This window comes from Natronoarchaeum sp. GCM10025703 (assembly GCF_042661985.1).
Classification (GTDB): domain Archaea; phylum Halobacteriota; class Halobacteria; order Halobacteriales; family Natronoarchaeaceae; genus Natranaeroarchaeum.
In genome coordinates this window covers 2,162,490-2,182,950 of sequence record NZ_JBHSZF010000001.1, presented here as the reverse complement: position 1 = coordinate 2,182,950, position 20,461 = coordinate 2,162,490, and the positions used below count along the sequence as shown (strand labels likewise).

At 62.6% G+C, this 20,461-nt stretch carries 20 protein-coding genes, 1 tRNA gene and 6 pseudogenes; 14 read left to right on the top strand and 13 right to left on the bottom strand.

The genetic code is table 11. The features are described 5' to 3' along the window. Positions 1-8: 8 nt before the first annotated feature. From ACFQH2_RS12185 to pth2, 5 genes and pseudogenes are all read right to left on the bottom strand, one after another. Positions 9-218: a hypothetical protein gene (locus ACFQH2_RS12185; RefSeq protein ID WP_377053958.1), complete on the bottom strand. Its 210-nt coding sequence runs from the start codon at positions 216-218 to the stop codon at positions 9-11. Positions 219-686: 468 nt separating this feature from the next. Continuing rightward, the gene (locus ACFQH2_RS12180) at positions 687-1,898 is read right to left on the bottom strand and encodes an orc1/cdc6 family replication initiation protein (protein WP_377053956.1); all 1,212 of its coding nucleotides are present in this window, start codon (positions 1,896-1,898) and stop codon (positions 687-689) included. 616 nt (positions 1,899-2,514) lie between these two features. Further along, a pseudogene (locus ACFQH2_RS12175) lies at positions 2,515-3,233 on the bottom strand (DUF2103 domain-containing protein). A 166-nt stretch (positions 3,234-3,399) separates the two neighbouring features. After that, positions 3,400-4,739: pseudogene (gene truD, locus ACFQH2_RS12170) on the bottom strand (tRNA pseudouridine(13) synthase TruD). Further along, on the bottom strand, positions 4,739-5,077 hold the full coding sequence (pth2, locus tag ACFQH2_RS12165) for a peptidyl-tRNA hydrolase Pth2 (RefSeq protein WP_377053950.1): 339 nt from the start codon (positions 5,075-5,077) through the stop codon (positions 4,739-4,741). Before pth2 ends, truD begins: the two are co-directional and overlap by 1 nt. Positions 5,078-5,227: 150 nt before the next feature. On the opposite strand from pth2, the gene dcd reads away from it, so the two are divergent. From dcd to ACFQH2_RS12140, 5 genes are all read left to right on the top strand, one after another. After that, positions 5,228-5,815 carry a dCTP deaminase gene (gene dcd, locus ACFQH2_RS12160; RefSeq protein WP_377053948.1) on the top strand — a complete coding sequence of 196 codons (588 nt, stop codon included), beginning with the start codon at positions 5,228-5,230 and terminating at the stop codon, positions 5,813-5,815. Between the two features lie 195 nt (positions 5,816-6,010). Next, positions 6,011-6,253, top strand: coding sequence for a FeoA family protein (locus ACFQH2_RS12155; protein ID WP_377053946.1), 243 nt, complete (start codon positions 6,011-6,013; stop codon positions 6,251-6,253). Position 6,254: 1 nt separating this feature from the next. Then, positions 6,255-7,103 (top strand): FeoB small GTPase domain-containing protein, encoded by an 849-nt coding sequence (locus ACFQH2_RS12150; protein WP_377076787.1) that lies wholly within the window; start codon positions 6,255-6,257, stop codon positions 7,101-7,103. Positions 7,104-7,342: 239 nt separating this feature from the next. After that, on the top strand, positions 7,343-8,155 hold the full coding sequence (locus ACFQH2_RS12145) for a nucleoside recognition domain-containing protein (protein ID WP_377076996.1): 813 nt from the start codon (positions 7,343-7,345) through the stop codon (positions 8,153-8,155). After that, positions 8,152-8,322, top strand: coding sequence for a hypothetical protein (locus ACFQH2_RS12140; RefSeq protein WP_377053942.1), 171 nt, complete (start codon positions 8,152-8,154; stop codon positions 8,320-8,322). Before ACFQH2_RS12145 ends, ACFQH2_RS12140 begins: the two co-directional genes overlap by 4 nt. 210 nt (positions 8,323-8,532) lie before the next feature. On the opposite strand, the gene ACFQH2_RS12135 is transcribed toward ACFQH2_RS12140, so the two are convergent. Together ACFQH2_RS12135 and ACFQH2_RS12130 are read right to left on the bottom strand one after the other, a co-directional pair. Next, positions 8,533-9,558 carry an ABC transporter permease gene (locus tag ACFQH2_RS12135; protein WP_377076786.1) on the bottom strand — a complete coding sequence of 342 codons (1,026 nt, stop codon included), beginning with the start codon at positions 9,556-9,558 and terminating at the stop codon, positions 8,533-8,535. Next, positions 9,555-10,614, bottom strand: a pseudogene (locus ACFQH2_RS12130) (ATP-binding cassette domain-containing protein). Before ACFQH2_RS12130 ends, ACFQH2_RS12135 begins: the two are co-directional and overlap by 4 nt. 163 nt (positions 10,615-10,777) lie before the next feature. Between ACFQH2_RS12130 and ACFQH2_RS12125 the strand changes: the two are divergent. The 4 genes from ACFQH2_RS12125 (at position 10,778) to ACFQH2_RS12110 (ending at position 13,815) form a co-directional block, all read left to right on the top strand. Beyond that, positions 10,778-11,674 carry a thiamine-phosphate synthase family protein gene (locus ACFQH2_RS12125; protein ID WP_377053936.1) on the top strand — a complete coding sequence of 299 codons (897 nt, stop codon included), beginning with the start codon at positions 10,778-10,780 and terminating at the stop codon, positions 11,672-11,674. Then, entirely contained in the window at positions 11,675-12,379 is a 705-nt protein-coding gene (locus ACFQH2_RS12120) for a class I SAM-dependent methyltransferase (protein WP_377053934.1), read from the top strand. Positions 12,380-12,428: 49 nt separating this feature from the next. Continuing rightward, complete coding sequence (locus ACFQH2_RS12115; protein WP_377076785.1) at positions 12,429-13,049, top strand: hypothetical protein; 621 nt, start codon at positions 12,429-12,431, stop codon at positions 13,047-13,049. A gap of 103 nt (positions 13,050-13,152) precedes the next feature. Next, a complete protein-coding gene (locus ACFQH2_RS12110) occupies positions 13,153-13,815 on the top strand; it encodes a hypothetical protein (RefSeq protein WP_377076784.1) in 663 nt (220 codons plus the stop codon). A 39-nt stretch (positions 13,816-13,854) separates the two neighbouring features. Here the strand turns inward: ACFQH2_RS12110 and ACFQH2_RS12105 are convergent. Continuing rightward, positions 13,855-14,666, bottom strand: a pseudogene (locus tag ACFQH2_RS12105) (DUF7001 family protein). A 12-nt stretch (positions 14,667-14,678) separates the two neighbouring features. After that, a pseudogene (locus ACFQH2_RS12100) lies at positions 14,679-15,613 on the bottom strand (sulfide-dependent adenosine diphosphate thiazole synthase). A 190-nt stretch (positions 15,614-15,803) separates the two neighbouring features. Here ACFQH2_RS12100 and ACFQH2_RS12095 point away from each other — a divergent pair. Continuing rightward, positions 15,804-16,109: an AMP-binding protein gene (locus tag ACFQH2_RS12095; RefSeq protein ID WP_377076783.1), complete on the top strand. Its 306-nt coding sequence runs from the start codon at positions 15,804-15,806 to the stop codon at positions 16,107-16,109. Continuing rightward, complete coding sequence (locus ACFQH2_RS12090; protein ID WP_377076782.1) at positions 16,070-16,735, top strand: hypothetical protein; 666 nt, start codon at positions 16,070-16,072, stop codon at positions 16,733-16,735. The genes ACFQH2_RS12095 and ACFQH2_RS12090 overlap by 40 nt, the downstream gene beginning before the upstream one ends. A gap of 32 nt (positions 16,736-16,767) precedes the next feature. Here the strand turns inward: ACFQH2_RS12090 and ACFQH2_RS12085 are convergent. The 4 genes and pseudogenes from ACFQH2_RS12085 to tatA form a co-directional block, all read right to left on the bottom strand. After that, positions 16,768-17,525: pseudogene (locus tag ACFQH2_RS12085) on the bottom strand (4-phosphopantoate--beta-alanine ligase). Between the two features lie 47 nt (positions 17,526-17,572). After that, on the bottom strand, positions 17,573-17,809 hold the full coding sequence (locus ACFQH2_RS12080; protein ID WP_377053922.1) for a DUF1508 domain-containing protein: 237 nt from the start codon (positions 17,807-17,809) through the stop codon (positions 17,573-17,575). Positions 17,810-18,157: 348 nt separating this feature from the next. Beyond that, positions 18,158-18,229, bottom strand: a tRNA-Arg gene (locus ACFQH2_RS12075). A gap of 26 nt (positions 18,230-18,255) precedes the next feature. After that, the gene (gene tatA / locus ACFQH2_RS12070) at positions 18,256-18,549 is read right to left on the bottom strand and encodes a twin-arginine translocase TatA/TatE family subunit (protein WP_377053920.1); all 294 of its coding nucleotides are present in this window, start codon (positions 18,547-18,549) and stop codon (positions 18,256-18,258) included. A 138-nt stretch (positions 18,550-18,687) separates the two neighbouring features. On the opposite strand from tatA, the gene ACFQH2_RS12065 reads away from it, so the two are divergent. The 3 genes from ACFQH2_RS12065 to ACFQH2_RS12055 are packed head-to-tail and all read left to right on the top strand — an operon-like array spanning position 18,688 to position 20,337. Continuing rightward, positions 18,688-19,179, top strand: coding sequence for a redoxin domain-containing protein (locus ACFQH2_RS12065; RefSeq protein WP_377076781.1), 492 nt, complete (start codon positions 18,688-18,690; stop codon positions 19,177-19,179). A 54-nt stretch (positions 19,180-19,233) separates the two neighbouring features. Further along, the gene (locus ACFQH2_RS12060) at positions 19,234-20,040 is read left to right on the top strand and encodes an HD domain-containing protein (protein ID WP_377053916.1); all 807 of its coding nucleotides are present in this window, start codon (positions 19,234-19,236) and stop codon (positions 20,038-20,040) included. A 3-nt stretch (positions 20,041-20,043) separates the two neighbouring features. After that, positions 20,044-20,337: a hypothetical protein gene (locus ACFQH2_RS12055; RefSeq protein WP_377053914.1), complete on the top strand. Its 294-nt coding sequence runs from the start codon at positions 20,044-20,046 to the stop codon at positions 20,335-20,337. Positions 20,338-20,461: the final 124 nt, after the last annotated feature.

Here is a 20,461-nt window from a genome sequence, read left to right as displayed (position 1 = left end):
CCGGGTTCTCAGTGGTTTTCTACTGGCGGGTCGACGAAGACCTCGTGACATACCAACGACAGGGCGGCGAGCAGGCCGATGAGAACCAGCGGCAGTTCCAGCACGCCGGTCCTCACACCGACGCTCGATTTGAGCAGGCGGGCAACACCCTCGACGATCATGCCGCTAACCGCGAGCGCTGGCAAGGTACCGAGCACGATATCGTATCGTGAGGCCACGATCTAATTATATATAATTACGCACTCGCCTGTAAATGTCGTGGATCCAGAACGGCGGATAGATGCTTTGTCTCCCGAACGAACCACAGAGTCCCCCCACTTTGTCGAGTGTTCGCACGGGTGAGGGTGGTGTGTGATTGGACCGATATCCCGACCCTCCCACCCCACCTTGTCCAGTGTTTACTTGCAGAGGTGGGGGTGGGGTGTGAACGACCCCGAATCGGGTCGAGTATTCGTCGATAAAAAGTCATTTTACTGATGGATACTAACACCCCCACCCCACTTTGTCGAGTGTTCTTGGGAACAGGCGGGGGTGGGTGGGGTGGGTGGGGTGATTGGGCTGATGGCAGATGAGGACAGGGTGGTAGGGATGATATGGAATGAGGGTAGAATCAACTCAGGCGAAAGGCGAAAAGCGACGAGAGTAACAGTCGAATGCGCTCGAAGATGACGTGAGCACCGACAGGATCAGGGCGCCTGCCGAAGCACGTCGGGCGGCAGGTCAACCGTCTCCAGGTCCTCGATTACGTCTAGTACCATGTCGACTGCGACGTCGAGATCGTAAACGTAGTACTTCCCTCCGGCCCGTCCTTCGTTGCGCGTGTTTCGTGAGAGGATCCCCTGCATAGCGAGGTCCGAAAGGTGGTCGTGCATACGTCGTCGAACCAGTGGGTTCGTACCGACGTACTCGGCCGCTGAACGGTACCGTGGATAGATCTCGCGTACACGTGCGGGCGTCTCCTCTTCGAGAGCAAGACTCAACACGGCGACGAGCGAGAGGTGACCGTGCTGGGTGAGGTCGACCATCCCCTGTTTGATCCGACCGCGTTCGAGCGCTCGCTGGGCGTCCCTGACGTGTTTTTCCTCGACTCCCTCGACGTCTTGCGAGCGAGCGAGATCGCCCGCCTTGTACAGCAGATCGAGAGCCTGGCGGGCACTGCCGGTATCTTGTGCGGCGAGGGCGGCACACAGTGGCAGGACGCCGTCGGCAAGCACGTTTTCGTGAAGCGCGTTCTGTGCACGCTGCTGGAGGATCGATTCGAGTTCGTTAGCGACGTAGGGCGAGAAGTGAATCTCCTCTTCACACAGCGTGTCCTTGACCTTCGGTGAGAGTCCCGTTCGGAAACTAAAATCGTTGCTGATACCGATGATTCCCGGCTTTCCCTGTGAGAGGTAGCCGTTCGCACGAGCGCGCGGCAACTCGTACAGTAAGTCGTCGTCGTCACCGATATGGTCGATTTCGTCGAGGACGATCAGTACGGTCTCACCCAGCGAATCCAACTCGCTGTAGAGCATGTCGAAAATCGTTTGCTGGGGGTAGCCTGTCGTGCTGATCTGCTCGTTCGGCCCGCGGAGTTCGTTGACGAGGTTGGCGGCGACCTGATACGACGACGTCAGATTGTTGCAGTTCAACCAGACGATCGATAGATCGACGTCGTCGTACTCGGCGACGTCTCGCTGGAGGTGGTCCAGCAGGTACCGCGTTGCAACGGTCTTTCCCACGCCCGTCTTCCCGTACAGGAAGATGTTTCGGGGCTGGGCACCGTTCACCACAGGTTGCAGGGCGGTCTTGTAGGCGTCGAGCTCCTCGTCACGCTCCTGGATCGAATCAGGCTGATAGTCCTCTCGGAGGACATCTTCGTCCTGAAAGATAGTCGTATCTCGATCGAAGAGCGGCATTGAACAAAACATAGAACAGGTGGCACATAAAACCACCGTGTCGAGTGCGTCCTGTGATATACAGATTTATATATGATGACTCCCCCGCAGTGTCGAGTGTTATCCCCCGGGTGTCCTGTAACCGCTCTGACGGCACACCACCTTGTCAGGTGTTTCGATCCGGCCGTGTGACATAAACACGTTTCGGTATATAGTCATGGTTTTGCTGATGTTCTTTTCCGAAGTGCGGCTAGTCCCGCTCTCGTAGCGATTTTAAGACTGTTTATAGTCCGTAGAACCTATCGAAGTCGTCTCTCGAATCTACCGACACAATCGTGGATCACGGGGGTGGGGGTGTCTTCTCACCCAGAACACTCGACAGGGTGGGGTGGGAGGGTCCAGATATCCACCCCTCGCAACACTCGACAGAGTGGTGTGGACCGATCCGGATCGAATCACTCCTCTCGTTGTTCGCACTTGCGCCACCCCTCCCCACCCCATCCCACCCAAGACGAGTTACACTCGACAGTGTGGGGTGGGAGGGTTTGCCAGTCGACCCATCAGGCTGTCTAACGCCCAGGAACACACGACAGACTGGTGTCTTTCCTCGACAGACGTACGATCCGACTGGCTGTCCTTAGTAGAGGTTCGCCTCGTCCAGTGCGTCGTTGAGGTCTTGACGAACGTGCTCGCCGCCATCGTTGTCACGGGCCGTGGTGACGATCCGGTTCTCCTGGACGCTGGACCCGTCCCGAAGGAGCAGTCTGACGTTGCCGTTCGTATCGGCACGGGTCACTTTCGCCCGGAGGCCGGACTGTGACCCGGTTCCGCCGGCGTCGATCGGTCCCGGAATCACCTTCTTGACGTGGGGATGACCGGCGACCGTCTGGATCGCCCGGCGGCCGTCGCGGTCGCCGATTAGCGTAGAGTGTGATCCGCCCAGTTTTTCCCTTGGGGCAAGATCAACTACGTCGAGCGCGCGATCCCCACGGCGATCGATCACGGCCTCGACCGGATCGTCGTCGTTCACGCGGTAGAAATCGTGGTGGAGTTGGGCACGAGTCGCACGCACCACTTCCCTGTTCCCCGTTGCGTACACCTCCTCGGGACGCTTTCGAAGCACTTCGTCTGCGATCTTCCCCCGAAGTTTCGGAGCTCGATCACTTCTTCCTCGTCGCCGTCTTCGGGTTTCGTTGTTACCGTCGTCTCCCCGAGCACCTCGTCTTCTGCCAGCATCGTTACGGTTGCCCGGTCGCGGTCGATGTCGAGTACGACGGTGTCGGCGGCCGCGGTGTGACAGACCAGACAGTAATCGCCCGGTCGGTCCAGCGGGGTCGCACAGCGCCGACACTCCATACCCTGAACTTACCGTGCGACGTGTAAAACTGGCGTGCTTTCGGGATCTACTCTTTCGGGCATCGTTTCCCTGTCCGAGACCTGCTTTCGCCGTCCGCAGTCGATTGGGGAGATCGGACAACGCAGTGGCAATCCCTCTCAATCATCAACGCAGTGGCAATCCCCCTCAACCCATGTCGATCGGGTCCGCCTTCAGGAACTCTCTGAGTACCACGGTCGCATAGCTCCCTTTCGGCAGCGCGAACTCGAAGGTCACCTCTTCGTCTGCCGTTGTGACGTCCAGATCGGTCCGCAGGAGGACCGCCCGACGCGTCCCGGTCGAGTCGAACTCACCCGGCAGATCGAAGTCGCCAGGAGCAAGATCCAGTTCGTCCAGCACTGCGCGCTCGATTTCACCCTGCTCGCCGTCAGCGAGTTCGGTCTCGGTCCCCACGAGCGGCGCGGTGACGAACGCACGCCCGCGCTCGCAGTGGCGCTCCATCGTATCGACGCGCTCGGCGGTGACTCGCTGGAGCCGATCGGTATCAGGCACGACTAGCTCCGAGGGTGCGTCCCGATCAGAGAAGCAGGCGACGTCGCCTGCAACCGGCCGACCGAAGGGCAAGCCACGCTCCAGTCGCTCGCTCAGCATCAGGTTGAACGCGTACGACTGGGCGGCGTGGACGAACAGTCGCTGGAGGTTACTCGGGACCGTCTCCAGCGCTTCCCGGAAGTCTTCGGGCTCTTCGCCGCCGTTCTCTGCGAGGGTGTGGAGCATTGAACGCTCGAACCGGAGCCGTCGGGGATACTCCTCCAGCACGGCTGCCCAGTCTCTGTCGCCGCTCGCCGCGTCGTCCGCACGCGCTCGCGCCTCGCGCGTCCCGTCGGACTCCGCCTCGTAGGGGTTGCCGACGTAGGACAGGACTGCTTCCTCCCATTGCCCGCGAGCGACGTTCAGGCCCACCTCGTGGGTAACCGGGCGCTGGCTCCCGAAGCGCTGCTGGCCGAACAGATTCGGCACCGCGGCCGTCCTTCCCCCGAACTCCTCTAACTCCGCCAGGATCTCTTCGGCTCGCTCGGGTGCTGTGGCCTCGCTCACGACGATCTCGAACTCGTTGCCCGCGAGGTCGCCGAACTCGATCGGCCGCCCGGCCCGACCGATGAGCTCTATGTCGGCCTTCGAGATTTCGGGGAACTGCTCGTGATCGACGCCCCGTACGCTGAATAGCTGTGTCGTGACGGCGTACTTGTCCTTCGTCCCGGCCCACGAGATCCGTTCCCGGCTGATCCCGAATTCGTCCGATAGCTGGGAGACGAAATCGTTCGTGTCCCAGCCCCGGAGCGTCGCCCGAAAGACGACGTCCGGGTAGGCGTCGGGAGTCGCAGAAAGCGGCTGGGTTTCAAGTTCTCGATCTCTCGGACACGGAAGTCCTCGTTTCGCCCGCGGAGGCGGCCACCGATCCCGTCGGTCTCCGTGAGGTACCACTCGATGCCTACCTCTCGTTCGGTCGGGTGTGCTTGCCGCATTAGTAGAGCGAGAGGTCGCCGGTCACTTCGTCGACGACGCGCTCGTCACCGGGGCCGATGGCCAGCGCCGTCACCGTTCCCGGCTCAAGTTGCGTATGCCCGGCGTCCCGAATAATCGCGGTTGGGAGCCCCTTTCGCTCCGCGATATCGGCCAACTCGAACAGCATCTGCTCGCCGTCTGCTTTCAGCACGACCTTCTTTTGCCCCTCGCCTTTCCACTCTCTCCGGCGTGGCCCCTCAGTGTCCTCGTAGGCCGACAGTGATGCATGTGCGACCTGCGCGGCAAGCTTTCCTTTCCCCATCCCGATGTCCGTCCGCGCGACGATGGCCTGTTTCATACCCAAACGTGCGGGCGAAGCGCTATAATCGCTGTCGTTCGACCTGTCCGGTATCCGTTCGACGGTCGCGTCGGTAGACGTCTCGGCATCGGTCGATCTCCTGCGCCCGAAGTCGGGGGATATTTTATCTCCCCACTGTTCGTACCGGCTATGATCCTCTCCGACGCGGATATCCTCGACCGCCTCGAAGCGGGCGACCTCGTGATCGACCCGCTCGACGACCTCGACCTGCAGATCCAGCCAGCCAGCGTCGACCTCCGACTCGGCCGCGAGTTCCTAGAGTTCCAGCGTACGAACATCCCCTGTATCCATCCCGACAGCGAGCAGGAGATCGAGGAGTACGTCGACGAGACGGTCGTCCCCGAAGACGACGAGTTCATCCTTCACCCCGGCGACTTCGTGCTCGGCACCACCAAAGAGCGGGTCGAGATCCCGGACGACCTGCTCGCACACGTCGAGGGGCGCTCCTCGCTCGGACGCCTCGCCATCGTGGTCCACGCCACGGCCGGTCTCTGTGACCCGGGCTACAAGGGCCAGATCACGCTCGAACTCTCGAACCTCGGTGCCGCGCCGGTCGCGCTCGCGCCCGGAATGCGGATCTCACAGTTGACCTTCACCGAACTCTCTTCGCCCGCCGAGCGCCCGTACGGCGAGGAACGTGGCTCGAAGTATCAGGACCAGTCCGGCCCGCAGGCCTCGAAGATCGGCGGCGACCGCGAGTTCGGCGGCGACCAGTAACCCGCCCGGAAGTCATCCGTAAGCCACGCCCGGAAGTCATCTGCGAGACCACATCCGGAAGTTCTGGGAGCGGGTTGGTGAACTATGATGGCCGCGACCGCGAAGCCAAACTAATATATAACTCTGTTGCTGGCTGCAGAAACGATAGAACGTCTTGCCCCGTTTAAATACTACAATCGTTTAGGTCTACCTAAGATGGCAAGCACAGTGACAGAACGGCGGCTATCCGGGGTAAACGGCGGACAGCGGATCCGGATACGCGATGTCCCGGACGAGGACGTCCGCGCTCATCTTCTCAGGATCGGGATGCTCGACGGGCCGGTCCAGTGTCGAACTCGAATATCCAACGGGCCCGTGATCGTCGAACGTAACGGGACGACGATGGCACTGGGCGACTCCGTCGCGGAAGAGATCACCGTTTCCATAGAGGGCGAGTGAGATGAGCGGTTGTCACGACGACGGCACTGATCCGACGGATCTACCCGGAGAAGACGCCGACACAGTCGCCCTCGTCGGCGCGCCGAACGTGGGAAAGAGCGCGGTGTTCAATCGCCTCGCGGATCGTGAGGTCGACGTCTCGAACTATCCGGGCACGACAGCGGCCGCGACTGTCGCCGAATTCGACGGCAAACAGCTAGCGGACGCCCCCGGGACGTACGGTATCTCCTCGTTCTCCGAGGAGGAGCGGATCGCCCGCGAGGTGGTCTTAGACGCCGACGCCGTGATCAACGTCGTCGACGCGACCCAGCTAGATCGTGACCTGTTCCTGACTTACCAACTTCTAGATATGGGCATCCCGACGGTTGTCTCGCTCAACGTAATGGACGAGATGCGTCGGGATGGCGACGAGATCGACGTCGACGCGCTGAGGCGGAACTCGGCGTTCCGGTCGTGCCGACGGTCGCTGTCGACGGCGAGGGGCTGGACGACCTACGCGACGCAGTCGACCGGGCCAGCGCCCCCGACGAGACGCCGGTCGAGCAGTGGTACGACCAGCTACCGGATGTCGAGGCCTCCCGCGCGGAATCCGTACTCCTGCTCGAGGGCGACGAACCGACGCTCGACCGGGCGATGGAGTCCGAGATCCTCGCCGACGGCGGCACCGCGGAGATCGAACTCCCATCGTTGCGGGACACGGTCTACGAACACCGGCGCCGGCGGGTCGACGCGACTGTCGAGACGGTGCATTCGACCGGCGATTCGGATCGAAGAGTGGCCGACCGGATCGACGACCTGCTGTTGGACCCGCGAACCGGAACGCCGCTCGCACTGCTCGGCGTCGGACTGATCTACCTGCTGATCGGCGATCTGGTCGCCCAGCGACTCGTCGACTTCCTCGAAATCGAGGTTCTGGGCGAGTACTACGTCCCGTGGATCGTCGACGTCGTCGACGCGACGGTGCCGGCCAGCGGCCTGCTCGAACCGATACACTTCGTCCTCGTTAACGACAACCTCGGGCTTCTCACGGTGACGGTCCAGTATCTCTTCGGGGTGCTCGTGCCGCTCGTGGTCGCGTTCTACCTGCTGATGGGGGCACTGGAGGACTCCGGCCTACTGCCACGGCTGGCGGTACTCACCGACCGTGGGATGTCCCACATCGGTCTCAACGGTCGGGCCGTGATCCCGATGATCGTCGGTCTCGGCTGCGTGACGATGGCTGTCATCTCGACGCGCATCGCCGGGTCGCGCCGAGAGCGCCTCATCTCGACAGCGTTGCTCGGGCTTGCAGTCCCCTGCTCGGCACAACTCGGGATCATTCTCGGGTTGCTTGCGGCGCTCGGATTCGGCTGGTGGCTCGCCTACCTCGGCGTCATCCTGCTCGTGTTCGGCATCGCTGGCGTCTTTCTCGACCGGACGCTCCCGGGCGAAAGCGAGGGGCTGGTCACCGAACTCCCGCGGCTTCGCCGCCCCCGTCTGGACAACGTGGTCCAGAAGACGGTGACGCGGACCAGGGGCTTTCTCAGCGAAGCGGTCCCGCTGTTCGCGGTCACGGCCGTGTTCATCTCGGTACTGGATTACGCCGGCTATCTCGCCGCGCTCGTCCGCGGATTGCGGCCGGTGACGGCCCTGCTTGGCCTGCCCGCCGAGTTCGGTCAGGTGCTCGTCCTCGGTCTGGTCCGGCGTGACTTCGCCGCGGCCGGCATGACGGATCTGGCCCTCTCCTCAGCACAGGTCTTCGTCGGTCTAGTCGTGATCACGCTCTTCGTCCCCTGCGTGCTCGCGATGGCGATGATCGTCAAGGAACGCGACCTCAAGAGCGGACTGCTGATGTGGGTCGGCTCCTGGGCGGTTGCTCTACTGGTCGGCGGCGTCCTCGCACTGGTGGTGAGCCTGCTATGAACTGTCCAACCTGCGACTACGACCTCGATCCGCTGGACCACGAGAAATGCCCCCGCTGTGGGAGCCTGTTGACCTGTTCGACGATAGATTGTGGGAGCTGTGACGCCTGTGGAGGCTCCCTGGCGAGCATCGGTCGCGGTATCTTCACCCGCTCGGAGGACGAGTAGCGAACCGACCGGTAGATGGGTGAGGCGCGGTCGGAGGATTGGCGAAGTATGAGTGGAGGACGGGTGAGGCATGATTGGATGACGGGTGAGGCGCTGATCGGGGGACTGGTGACATACCGTTGTGAGGGCGGATGCGTGCAGGAAATACCCTTTTTCGATGTCGGAGGGCCGAATCAGCGGGCTTCAGGGATTGGCTGGTGGAGAGCCGAATCAGCAGGCTTCAGGGTTCGGCTGGTGGAGGGCCGAATCAGCAGGCTTCAGGGTTCGACGTTGGAGGGCCGAATCAGCGGGGTTCAGGGCTCGGACAGTGGAGGGTCGAACCAGCAGGGGACCGGATCGTCTCAGTTCAGATCCGCAGCTTCTGAACTGCCAGTAGCCGATCGCCAGCGGGACGATTGCCCACACGAGCAGGACGGCGACGCTCGCCCACTCGGTGAGGTAGAACGGCAGATCGCCGCCGACGCGGTTCGTGAGCATCAGCGCCTCGGGCGTCGCCTCCTCGGCCGACAGGTCTTCCAGGATTGAGGACCCGATCATCGCCCAGATGTAGTTGTCTGTCAGGAGGATCAGCGCCTCGCGGTAGGCCGTCAGCGGATTGAGCCGCTGCAGCAGGAAGTACCACGTCGGGGCTTCGAGTCCGGGGAAGTGGCCCTGTGTGACGCGGAACAGGATGGCGACGAGGGTGTCCCAGATCACCATGAACAGGACGTAGACCCCGATGACGCCGCCGAGGGCTCTCGTCCGGCTACCGGTCATCGCCGAGATACCGAGTGCGATGCCGACGAAGGTAGCCGAGAACAACAGCGTCAACCCGGCAAACTGGACGAACAGTCCGAGGTCGATACTACCGAAGATGTAGAAGATCACGCCGGCGGTGATCGACAGGAGGACGACCGTCGCGAACAGCATCGTCGCCAGTCGGCTACATAGCTTCCCGAGGAAGACGCTCCGGCGGCCGTGCGAGAGCCCGAACAGGATCCGGAGGCTACCGGACTCGCGCTCGCCGGTGATCGCCATGTATGTGACGATCAGTGCCGCCAGGGGGATCAACAGCTCTCCGCCGAGCGTGTTGAACAGGTCGTAGACGAGTGCCGACCCGCTCTGGGCCGTGTCGTTCGTGTCCGCGCCGATGGCGACGACGCCCATCATCAGCGCGAACACGCCGAGGATCGCCCACAGCATCCACGACCGAATGACGTCCTCGAAATCCTTTCGCGCGACAGTTTGCCACGTCATCGTTCACCCCCGTCCTCGACGATAGCGGGTTCACCAGTTCTCACGGTCGGATCACCGCTGTCGGCCGTATCGTCGGCAGGCGGCGTCTCCGAGTCCGACGTGGTACCGTCGCCGTCTGCGACACGCCTGGCCTCTGTGACGGCTTCGGCGTCAGTCTCGGTGAACGCGTCGAAGAGGTCCTCCAGCGTGGCCTCCTCGGTCTCGAAGTCTCTTACCGCGGCTCCCGACTCGACGACTTGATGGATGATCTGCGCTTTGGCCGCGTCCGTCGCGTACTTCACCTGGAGGCGGTCGTTCTCGAACGAGACGTCAGTCACGCCGTTGAGGTCCTGCAGTGCAGATGCGTTGACGGCCGCCGGCGCGTCGACGTCCAGCAGTAGCCGGGAGCCGATCCCGGCAGTCTCTCTGAGCCCTTCGATCGAGTCGACAGTTACGAGTTCGCCGTCGTCGAGGATGCCGATCCGATCACAGACCGCGGACACCTGGCCGAGGATGTGACTGGAGAAAAACACCGTCGTCCCCGAGCGGGCCTCTTCGAGGACGATCTCCTGCATCTGCCGGATGCCGTGCGGATCGAGTCCGCAGATGGTTCGTCGAGGATCAGCAGTTCAGGATCGCCGACGAGTGCAATCGCCATTGCGAGGCGCTGGAGCATCCCCTTCGAGTAACCGCCGACGTTTCGCTCGGCGTCGGCCCTGTCGAGACCGACGCGGTCGAGCAGTTCGTCCGGGTCCTCGCCGTTCCCTTTCGACTCGATCGCGAACTCCAGATGGCTGTATCCCGACGAGCGCCCCCAGAGGTCGAAGCCGTCGGGCAGGATACCGACTCGCTCTCGGACTTCGCCTGGCTCCTCGTGGGCATCGTAGCCCAGCACCGTTGCTGACCCCTCAGTCGGGCGAATGAAGTCAAGCAGCAGGTCGATCGTCGTGGTCTTCCCGGCACCGTTCGGACCGAGGAAGCCGAACACCTCCCCTCTGCGACGTCGAGATCCAGCGATTCGAGCGCTGTCTCTGATCCGTACCGTTTTGTGAGGCCGTTCGTCTCGATGGCTGCCATAGCAACTCTACAAAGTACACCCATCATAATAGAGGGGTGACGACAGTTTCAGGCTCTGAAACTGCGATGGGTCCCAGACCGACTGCTCCGCAACAGATAGCCTGCCCGCTCTGTCCGGAGAGCCGCAGAGTTATCTCCCTGCGGGCCGAACGCTCCTGCAAGAATGCGATTTATCGAGGAGATCGTCGTCGACGAATTTCTACCGACGTTTCGGTCCATGCTGGCGGAAGAACTACGGGAACGGGATCTGACCCAGAACGAGGTCGCGGATGTGCTCGGCATCAGCCAGAGCGCCGTCTCGAAGTACGTTCACGGCGACGTGAGCCGGAACGAGCGCATCGAGACGGACGAGCGCGTGATCGAACTCGTCGGGGAGACCGCTGACGGGCTTACGAGCGGGGACATGCACGCCGTCCAGGCGCTGGTCGAGGCGGAAGTGCTGATCCGCCAGCTAGAGGACGGCGATGTCCTGGCGAAACTGCATCAAGAGGACGTCCCGGCGCTCGCAGAGTACGATACTACGGTACGGATCCACGACCCGGACAACGAGCTTCGGTCTGCCGAACGCGTCCTGACCTCGGTCCGCCGTGGGCTCCGGATGCTCGAAAACGCGAGTGGCTTTGCGAGCCTGATTCCGAACGTCGGCTCGAACCTCGTCGTCTGCTTGCCGGACGCCGAGAGCGTCGACGACGTCGCGGGCGTGCCCGGCCGGATCTTCGACGTCAAGGGCCGAGCGACTATCCCGGGTGAACCGGAGTTCGGCGTCAGCGAGTACGTCGCCTCCGTCCTGCTGGCGGCCCGTCGACACGGTAGCCCGGCACGAGCGGCCGTGAATCTCCGGTACGACACCGAACTCGTCGAGCAGTTCGCCGAAGCGGGCTACGAGACGGTCGAGTTTGAGGCCGAGGGCGAGACCGACGCGGCAATCGAAGCCGCGCTGGCTGATGGCGACGACCCGACGATACTCTACCAGACGGGTGGCTACGGTATCGAACCGATCATCTACGTCCTCGGCGAGGACGCCGAAACCGTCGCTGGAATCGTCCGCGAAACACTGTAGATGGCACCGGACTCGACCGCCGACGCGCAGGCGTTCTACGGCCAGTGGGCGAGTCTCTACGACGTGATCGCCCGGTACACGCCCGGGATCGGACGGCTTCGGGAGTACGCGGCGACCGCGCTCCGCCTCGAACCGGGTGATACGGTCGTCGAGATGGGCTGTGGCACCGGCGCGAACCTGCCGTACCTCCGCGAGCGCGTCGGCCCGGCGGGGACGGTGGTCGGCGTCGACTACACCCGGGGGATGCTCGTGGAAGCCGACGCCCTCGTCAGCGAGTACGACAACGTCCATCTCGTCCACGGGGATGCGACCGCACCACCGTTCGCCGACCCGACGGTCGATGCTGTGGCAACCGCAGAGATCGACGCCGTGCTGGCTACCTTCGTCGTCGGGATGCTCGACGACCCCGGAAGGGCAGTCGACAACTGGTGCGACCTGCTGACCGACGGTGGGCATCTCGTGCTCGTCAACGCGGCGCGGAGCGACCAGTGGTACGCCCGACCGCTGAACGCGCTGTTTCGGGCTCTCGTCGTGCTCTCGACGCCCCCGACGACGAAGCTTCGATACGACACCGACCCCCACGGTACGCTCGACCGGCGGATCGACGCCGCCCACGGACGTCTTCGAGCGCGTGCGGCGGCAACCGCGGACGAGACGTTTGCCGGCGGAATCGTTCGACTGACCGGTGGTCGGGTTCGCCAGTAATGGATCCCACCGACAGCATTTATTTCGCCGCAGTCCTTTCTACTGTAATATGGTATCCCGCCGAGCGGCACTAACCGTGCTCGCGGTCGCCCTCCTTTTGTTTGCTGGCTGTACGGCCCCTTCGGCTACTCCCGACGTGGACGACAGTTCGGAGGTCGAAGCTGGTGACGTGCCGGACGAGGACGGCGAGAGCGACGACGAACAGACGGACGCCGACAACGACGACGAACAGACGGACGCCGACAACGACGACGCATCGGGAGAGCCTACGGACGCGACGGACGACGGGCCCGACGACGCGAACGAGGACGTCGAGCCATCCGACTATCCCGACCTGGATCTGAACGAAAACGTGGTCTGGAACGACGTGACGGAACTGATCGGGTCCGACGCGCCACAACCGAACCTGTTCGTCGACGAGATGCCGCCCGGTACCAGCGATGCGTTCGAGCCCCAGCAATCCGACTTTCAGAAAGCGCTGAACGCGACGGAGACCGCGTCAGGGGGTAACGGCACCAGCGGGCTTGCCACTCCAGGCAACGTCTACGTCTTCCCGGACGGCCCTGACGAGGAAGTCGAGCAGGTGCTCGTCCACGAGTACACCCACACAATCCAGTACGCCGAGGGGATGTTCGCGCAGCTGGCTCCGAAGTCCGCCAGAAACGACTGACGAAGAACTGGTTCAGACTGCACTGATCGAAGGCGGTGCAGTCTACGTCGCCGACGAGTACACTGACGAGCAGCTCGATAGCGTCCCGCTCCAATCCGAGCAGATGCAAGCCACGTACGAGGCCGCGCCCGTCGGTGATCGCCTCCTGTTCGCGCCCTACTATTTCGGTGCCAAGTACATCCACGACGACATCGATAGCGCGGAGGAGCTACCCGAGGTGTACAGTTCGCCGCCCCTGACGACGTCCGAGCTCCTCGACCCCGACCGCGAACCGCCAGCGACGGATCTGACCGTCGACGTCGAAAACACCGAGTCCGACTGGTCCGTCACCCGAACCGACCGGCAAGGCGAACTCTATACCCGGATCGTCCTCGATACTGAACTTTCGAACGACGAGGCGGTCGAGGCGGCTGCGGGCTGGAGCGACGACGAACTCCTCGCCTTCACCGACGCGGGCCAAGACGGCTTCGCCTGGACGACCCAGTGGGCCAGCAGCGATGACGCGGACGAGTTCGAAGCCGCCTTCGAGTCCAAACTCGATCAGCGGACCGACGAGTGGGTCGACCGAACCACCGTCGAGCGCGTCGACGACCGCACCGTCGCCGTTGTGATCGGTCCCGAGCGGTTCCGGGCCGCGGTCGACATCTCCGCGTCGGGTGACGGCGTCGACCTCGTCGTCACGGAACCGACCAGCGCGGCGGAAACGACCATGACCGAGCCATCGCTCGCCGGCCCCACGGTATCTGGTACTCGGGTTGCAGCATGATCGCCGACAGGTAGCTACCGTGCCGTCACCGCCGGCCTCTCACTGAGACCGCTCCTCCGGCAAGTCCTGACCGGACAGTTCCGACTCTCGCCCGTACAGTTCTCGATGGGTATCACAGAACTCCGAGCCGCGTAGTTGTGCCTCCACCACGTCCTCCTGATAGTGTGCGTTGAACAGCCGACAGCCCCCTCGTCACAGAAAGGTTCGCCGTGGTCGAGATAGTTGATCGCTTGCAGGACGTATCCTTTCAGCGCCTCGGTCGTCCGGGGGTCGTCCTCGACGAGGAACGCGCCCTCGACCTGACTCTCCAGTACCTCTCTGGGCGGCGTATCGCCGGCGACCATCGCGTGTTTCTGCTTTGCTTTGTAGTAGCTCTCGGGCTTCGCCGGGGCCTCGTAGAGTCCCGGGACCGATATCAACGCTGGCTGACCGAGTACGAGTACGCGCTTGTGCCAGCGCCCGTCGTGGTCGCCCCACGTCCCGAGTGCCCTGTCGAGCAGGACGACGTGGGCATGGTCGAGAGTGGCTTCGTCGTCGGGAAGCGCGGCATTGAGCGTCCGCTGGACCGCGAACCCGCCGTACAGGACGCCGCCTTCGCGCGCTGGATCCGCCAGTGCGCGCTCCTCGTAGCGGACGATTCCCATCATCGTGTTGCCCGTGTCCCTGTCGTAGGGGTCCAGCACACGCGCCTCGGCGAACTGTTCGGGAAGGGAATCTGTTCGCCAGCGGGCGAGAAACCGCTCGCGGACCTCGACGGTGGCGTCGATCCGACCGCGTAGCCACTCCGCAATCTCGTCGGCGTCCGCGACCGACGAGTCGGGTGGCCGGTACAGTGAGACCCGCTCGACCATCGTGTGTCCCCCTCAGTCGTCGGCGGGCGTCGCCGACCGCGAGGTCACGTCGACTGGTTCGGCGTCGACGCCCAGTTCGTCGAGTGCCTCCTGTGCAGCGCGCTTGCCGGAAACCAGCATGGCACCGAACGTCGGGCCCATGCGCGGCAGGCCGTAGGTGGTTGCCGTCGCCATCCCGGTGGCGATCAGGCCGTCGTGGACGAGGCCGGTATGTTCGACGACGGCGTCCTCGCTCTTGCCGACCCACATCGAGTCGTGGCCGGGCGAGTCGTGGCCGGGTGCGCCATAGGTGTCGTCGCCGGTACTGTCCATGCCGGTCGCGGCTTCCTCCGCGTCGCCGATACCGGGTGCGTCGAGCACGCCGCGCTCGTCGAGTTTCTTGACAGCCATTGCCTCGTGGCCCGTTGCATCGATAACGAGGTCCGCCTCGACGGCGATGGGGTCAACGCAAGTAATCTCGCGCGGGAGCGCGTGGACCGGCGTCCAGTTCATGACGATGCCGCCCACACGGTGGTTCTCGCGAATGACGATATCGGTGAACTCGGTCATGTTCTGCATCTTCGCGCCGGCGTCACAGGCGGCCTTGATCAGACCGGAACAGGCCTCGGGCCCGTTTGCGATATAGAGCCCTTCGCTGTCCTCGGACTGTTTGTAGGAAACGTCCAGTTCGTCGAGGATCTGCTGGGCCGGATCACGAACGGTGACTTTGTTCATCAGGAAGCCGCCGAGCCAGAACCCCCGCCGAGATAGTTGTTCTTCTCGACGACCATCGTCTTTACGCCGCGCTCGCTGAGTTCTTTCGCCGCTGTTAGCCCCGACGGGCCTCCACCGACGATGATCACGTCGCTATCGGAGAAGTCCATGAACTCCTGGGTCCATTCCTGTCCGATCGCTCGGGTGACGTCCGCCTCGCCGACGTCGCTGAATTTCTCGAAGTTGTCGCTCATACCACCAGGTAGTACCACTAACTAGTTAATATGATTTATGATCCAGGGTCGCTCTCTCCGGGGCGATCTGGCTCGATATTACTGGCTGATTGTCCAATATATTAGCCTGATAGTAGACGTAAGCGTTGCTAACACTGATGAAAGTATTTATTACTAATATCTTTATGATGTGATGGCTATCCGGTAGTTGATGAGCAATATCGTCAATGAACTGCACTCGACCGTGATGGACAACCGGGATTCGCTCGCCGTCGACGCCGAACAGGAGCTAACGTTTTCGGGGCTCTGGTCGCTCACCGACAGGTTCGCCGGCGGCCTTCGGGCCCACGACATCAACAAGGGCGAATCGGTCGGCATCTGTCTGACCGATCCGACGGACCTGCTGGTAGCCGTGTACGGAACCCTCCGTAACGGCTGTGTGCCAGTGGTCTTTCCCCCGACCTGTTCGACTCGGGGGTGGCGGAGGGACTCGACGAAGTCAACGCCCCCGCACTGATCCTCGACGAGCGCTCGCCCGTCTCGATGATATCGCTATCGTCCTCGATGCGATTTATCGTCACTGTCGACATGGACTCGTACTTCGGGATGACCCACGAGGAGTTCCTTGACAACAGCGGGATCAACTCTTCTGGCTCCCGAACCGGTCTCGAACTGATCGAACGCACCCAAGACGACACCGCGCTGATCGCGTATGGGAAACGAGATGGCGAGGTGGCTAACCGCCGATACAGCCACGGCGACGTCCGCGAGGCCGCAGATGTCGGCTCTGATCTCGTCGCTGGCGACGTCGACCGCCATCTCGGCTGTCTGCAACCGTTCCGGCCGATGGGCCTCATGTACGAAGCCAGCGCAACCATCCTCGATGGGGGCTGTTACGCCCCGCTGTCGGACTGGAATCCGGAGCAAGTCGCTACCAACTTCCTCGACAGCGGGCAGGACCGCGCGTACGTCACCCCTCAGCAGTGTGTGGACCTCAGAGAGGAGGGGGTCGATCCCACTCAGCAGTCACTCGCCGTTCTGCATCCAGTATTCTCACCGATCCGGTCGGAAGACGGCGCAGAGACGCTCCTCGACGGCATGCCGGAGGTGCATCCCTCGCCGCCGACGGAACGGACGACGTGACGCGAGCACGTCGCCTCCGCACTGCGGTAACCTCAGTGCTCCCCGCGTTCCGGCTCCCGGATCTTCCCTTCGGCTTCTCGCAGCGCGGCGTCGGAATCGAACGATTCGACGATTCCGGTCAGTTCTTCGTCTGACGCCTCCGCTGCTCGCTTGCGTGACGTGTAATGTTCGGCACTGCGCGCATCACGTTGTCGATGATCGGGATCGCTGCGACCTGCGGGGAGCGCGAGAGCGGGTTCAGATCGATCACGATCTCCGTCTTGTCCATCTCCCCCAGCGCTTCCGCGCGGTCGCCGTCCTCCAGCGGGACGACGACGACGTCGGCGCTGTATATCCCGTCGGCGTCGACTTTTGCTCGCTCGTGATCGATCCCGGGGATTCGGGCGTCGGCAGTCAGCCCTTTGACGTCCGTCGCGCCGTGCTCTTCGAGGTGATCGGCGATCCGCTCGATCCGTTCCTCGGTTCGATTGAACAGGTTCACCTCTATATCGGCGTCGACGACCTCTGCGAGTTCGACTGTCTCTCCGGGCACCAGCGCCGCGACGTTGCCGTTGACCGAGAGCACGGACTGGTCAGCACCGAGCAACGCCGCGGCCGCCGCGCGCGCCGCCTGGTCGGCACTCGGGATGGTCTCTTCGCCGAGCAAGTAATCGAACGCCTCACCCCGGCCCTGTGCGATCAGCCCTTGCTGGCTCGTGATCCCTTTCTCGACACCGTCCTCGATCCGGTGTCGCGTTAGCAGGGAGTGGTACCGCGGGTGGCTCTCGGGAATGTCGAGGTCGTCGCTCATCGTTGAGCAATCCGCAACGACGCGTGAAAACGGCGTCGGCTTCGTTCCTACCCGGCGACCGGCATCGATCCGGCAGGTGCCTGCTCTTTGAGCGTATTCATCCGCTCTCTGGCGCTCGAGCGCGTTGGGTAGGTCTCCGCGCTCTCTGCGAGTCCGACACCGTTCTCGTCCACGAGCAGCCAGATCCACCCACCCTCCTGCGGGTGTAGCTCGAACGTCGGATCGTCGATTTCGAGGATGCTCGCATCGACCAGTAGCTCCCTGACGCCCGTGATTGCGTCCATAAGTGCGGAGCGGTCCTCGTGGGCCGTTGCACTCGACGCGACGACCTCCTCGCTCCCGTTCAGTAACGTCCAGTGCCAGCCGTCTTCGTCCTCGTTGATCTCGATACCTGCCGTCTCGAAATCGAGGAACTCGGCCTGCTCCGCCTGTAGACCCTCTGGCAGTTCGGGGTCGGGACTCTTCTGCTATCGCTGGGAGAACCGGGATGGCGTGTCTGAACTGACGCTCTTCGTGTCTGACTTAGCCACCCCAGCAACCGGCGTGAGCGGCCGCACCCGGATTTGAACCGTGTCAAAAGACTCGCTTCGCTCGTCTTGTCCGGTTCGCTTATCGCTGCGCTCCTCGCTGAACGGGCGTGACGGGATTTGAACCCGCGATCGAAAGGTTAGGAACCTTTCGCCCTATCCGCTGGCCACACGCCCAGGGCGACGTGGCTCCGTAAAAACGACTAGTTGTCGGACGACTCGGTCTCGGTGTCGACGCTCGACGTACTCGTGTCGGTGTCGAGGTCAGTATCGATGTCCGTATCGATATCGGTGTCGACGTCAGCACCTTCGCGGATCTCTTCTAGTTCCTGTTCTACTTCTTCTCGGCCCTTCTGGAACTCGCCCATCGCCTCGCCGGTCGAACGAGCCAGTTTCGGAATCTTGTTAGCGCCGAACAGAAGCACGGCGATGAGTAGAACCACCACCAGTTCCATCCCACCGGGCACGGCAAACAGCGGTGTAATTTCAACTGCCATCTCTATACGTTGATTGCTCACTCGCGATTATAGGCTTTTTGCATAGGTTTTCGATGACTTGAGACGCCAATCGGCGCTCCGGGTGGCGTTCTGCCCCAAACGCAACGCATTTCCAAGAAACTCGACAACGACCGAGTAATGGTAGACAAGGGAGACGACGCGCCCGACTTCACTGCACCGCTCGCGAACGGCGACATCGAATCGCTGACGCTGTCGGAGGAACCAGCGGACGCACCGCTCGTCCTCGCGTTCTTCCCGGGAGCGTTCACGCGCGTCTGCACCAACGAGATGTGCGCGTTCCGCGATCAGCTATCGGAGTTCGACGACATCGGCGCGACAGTGTACGGACTCAGTCGAGATACGCCGTTCACACTCAACGAGTTTCGCAGCCAGAACGACATCAACTTCGGCCTCGTCAGTGACCTGAACGGGGAGATAATCGAGAGCTACGATATCGCGATGGACTTCGTGGAGTCGGGCGTCTACGGCGTTGCCAAACGTGCCGTCTTCGTCGTCGACGACTCCGGCGAGATCACCTACGCGTGGATCAGTGACAACCCCGGCGTCGAACCCGACTACGACGAGGTTGCGACTGCCGCGGCCGAGGCCGCCGATAGCGGATCGAACTGAGCCGCGGACCGTCTACCCGGAGCCCTTTTTTCCCTGCCTCCACTGAGTGGTTGTATGTCCAAATCCGATCAGTCATATCGAATCTACGCTCCGGGCGATGAGCACGCCTTCCCGGACGAACGACTCAACGATGTGCTCCAACTGATCCACAAGGACGTCGAGATCCAGACGTACCTCGACGCCCAGAACGTCAACCCGGTCGATCGGATGCGGTACAACGATCACGGCGCGAAACACATAGAAATCGTCCGTAACAGAAGCCTCTGCCTCTATGATCTCCTGAAAGCGGCCGGTATCGAGTTCAATGGTGCGAGTCAGCAGGGCCTCGACGAGGCCGACGAGTCGGTCATAATCGCGCTCGCGGCGACCCTTCACGATATCGGGCATGTCGTTCATCGGGACGACCATGCGTACTACTCGCTGCCGCTCGCAGCGGACATCCTCGACCGCATCCTCGACGAATTCTACGACACCGCCGAAGCGGTCCGGGTAAAAGGCGAGGTCCTCCATGCCATTCTCTGTCATCACAGCTCCGAGACGCCGTTGACGACCGAAGCCGGCGTGATTCGCGTCTCCGACGCGCTCGATATGGAGCGCGGTCGCTCGCGAGTTCCGTACGAAGAGGGCGGCCGCGGTATCAACACAATCTCCAGCCAGGCCATCGATACGGTCTCGCTTCGTCCTGGCCAGGAACGTGCTGTGCTCGTCGAAATCCAGATGACCAACGCTGCCGGCGTCTATCAGGTGGATAACCTCCTCAAGCGGAAACTGAACAACTCTCGACTCGAGGACCACATCCGGATCATTGCCGTCAACGCCCGCGAGGACGAGGACCAGTTGGTCGAACGGATAGAGCTCTGAGTGATGGACGACAGCGTCGACGACGAGCGGTCCTGGCGTGATCCCGAGCCACGGGTACGCGATTGGCAACGGATCGGTGCGCGAGTCGCCGTCTCGGCCGTTCTATCCGCTGTTGTAGTGATCGCGTTCCGCGAACAGTTGGGTGCAGTCTGGCCCCTGCTGTGGCCGCCGATGGAGCCGTATGGACAGTGGTCGACGCTCGTGCTGTTACATCTGCTTGGTATCGTCGCTCTTCCTGCAGCAGTCGGCTCTCGAATCGGTGACCGCCTCTATGAAAGTTATACCGAGATGTCGTGAGGATAGAAGCCGCGGTTCAGTTGTTGGGTTCCGGATAATAGCGTCCGTCCTCGCACCGCACGTGCCCGTCGCCGCTGAGTGACCGCAAGAGACTGTGTAGAGTAAGTTTGGTGATCCGGGCCTG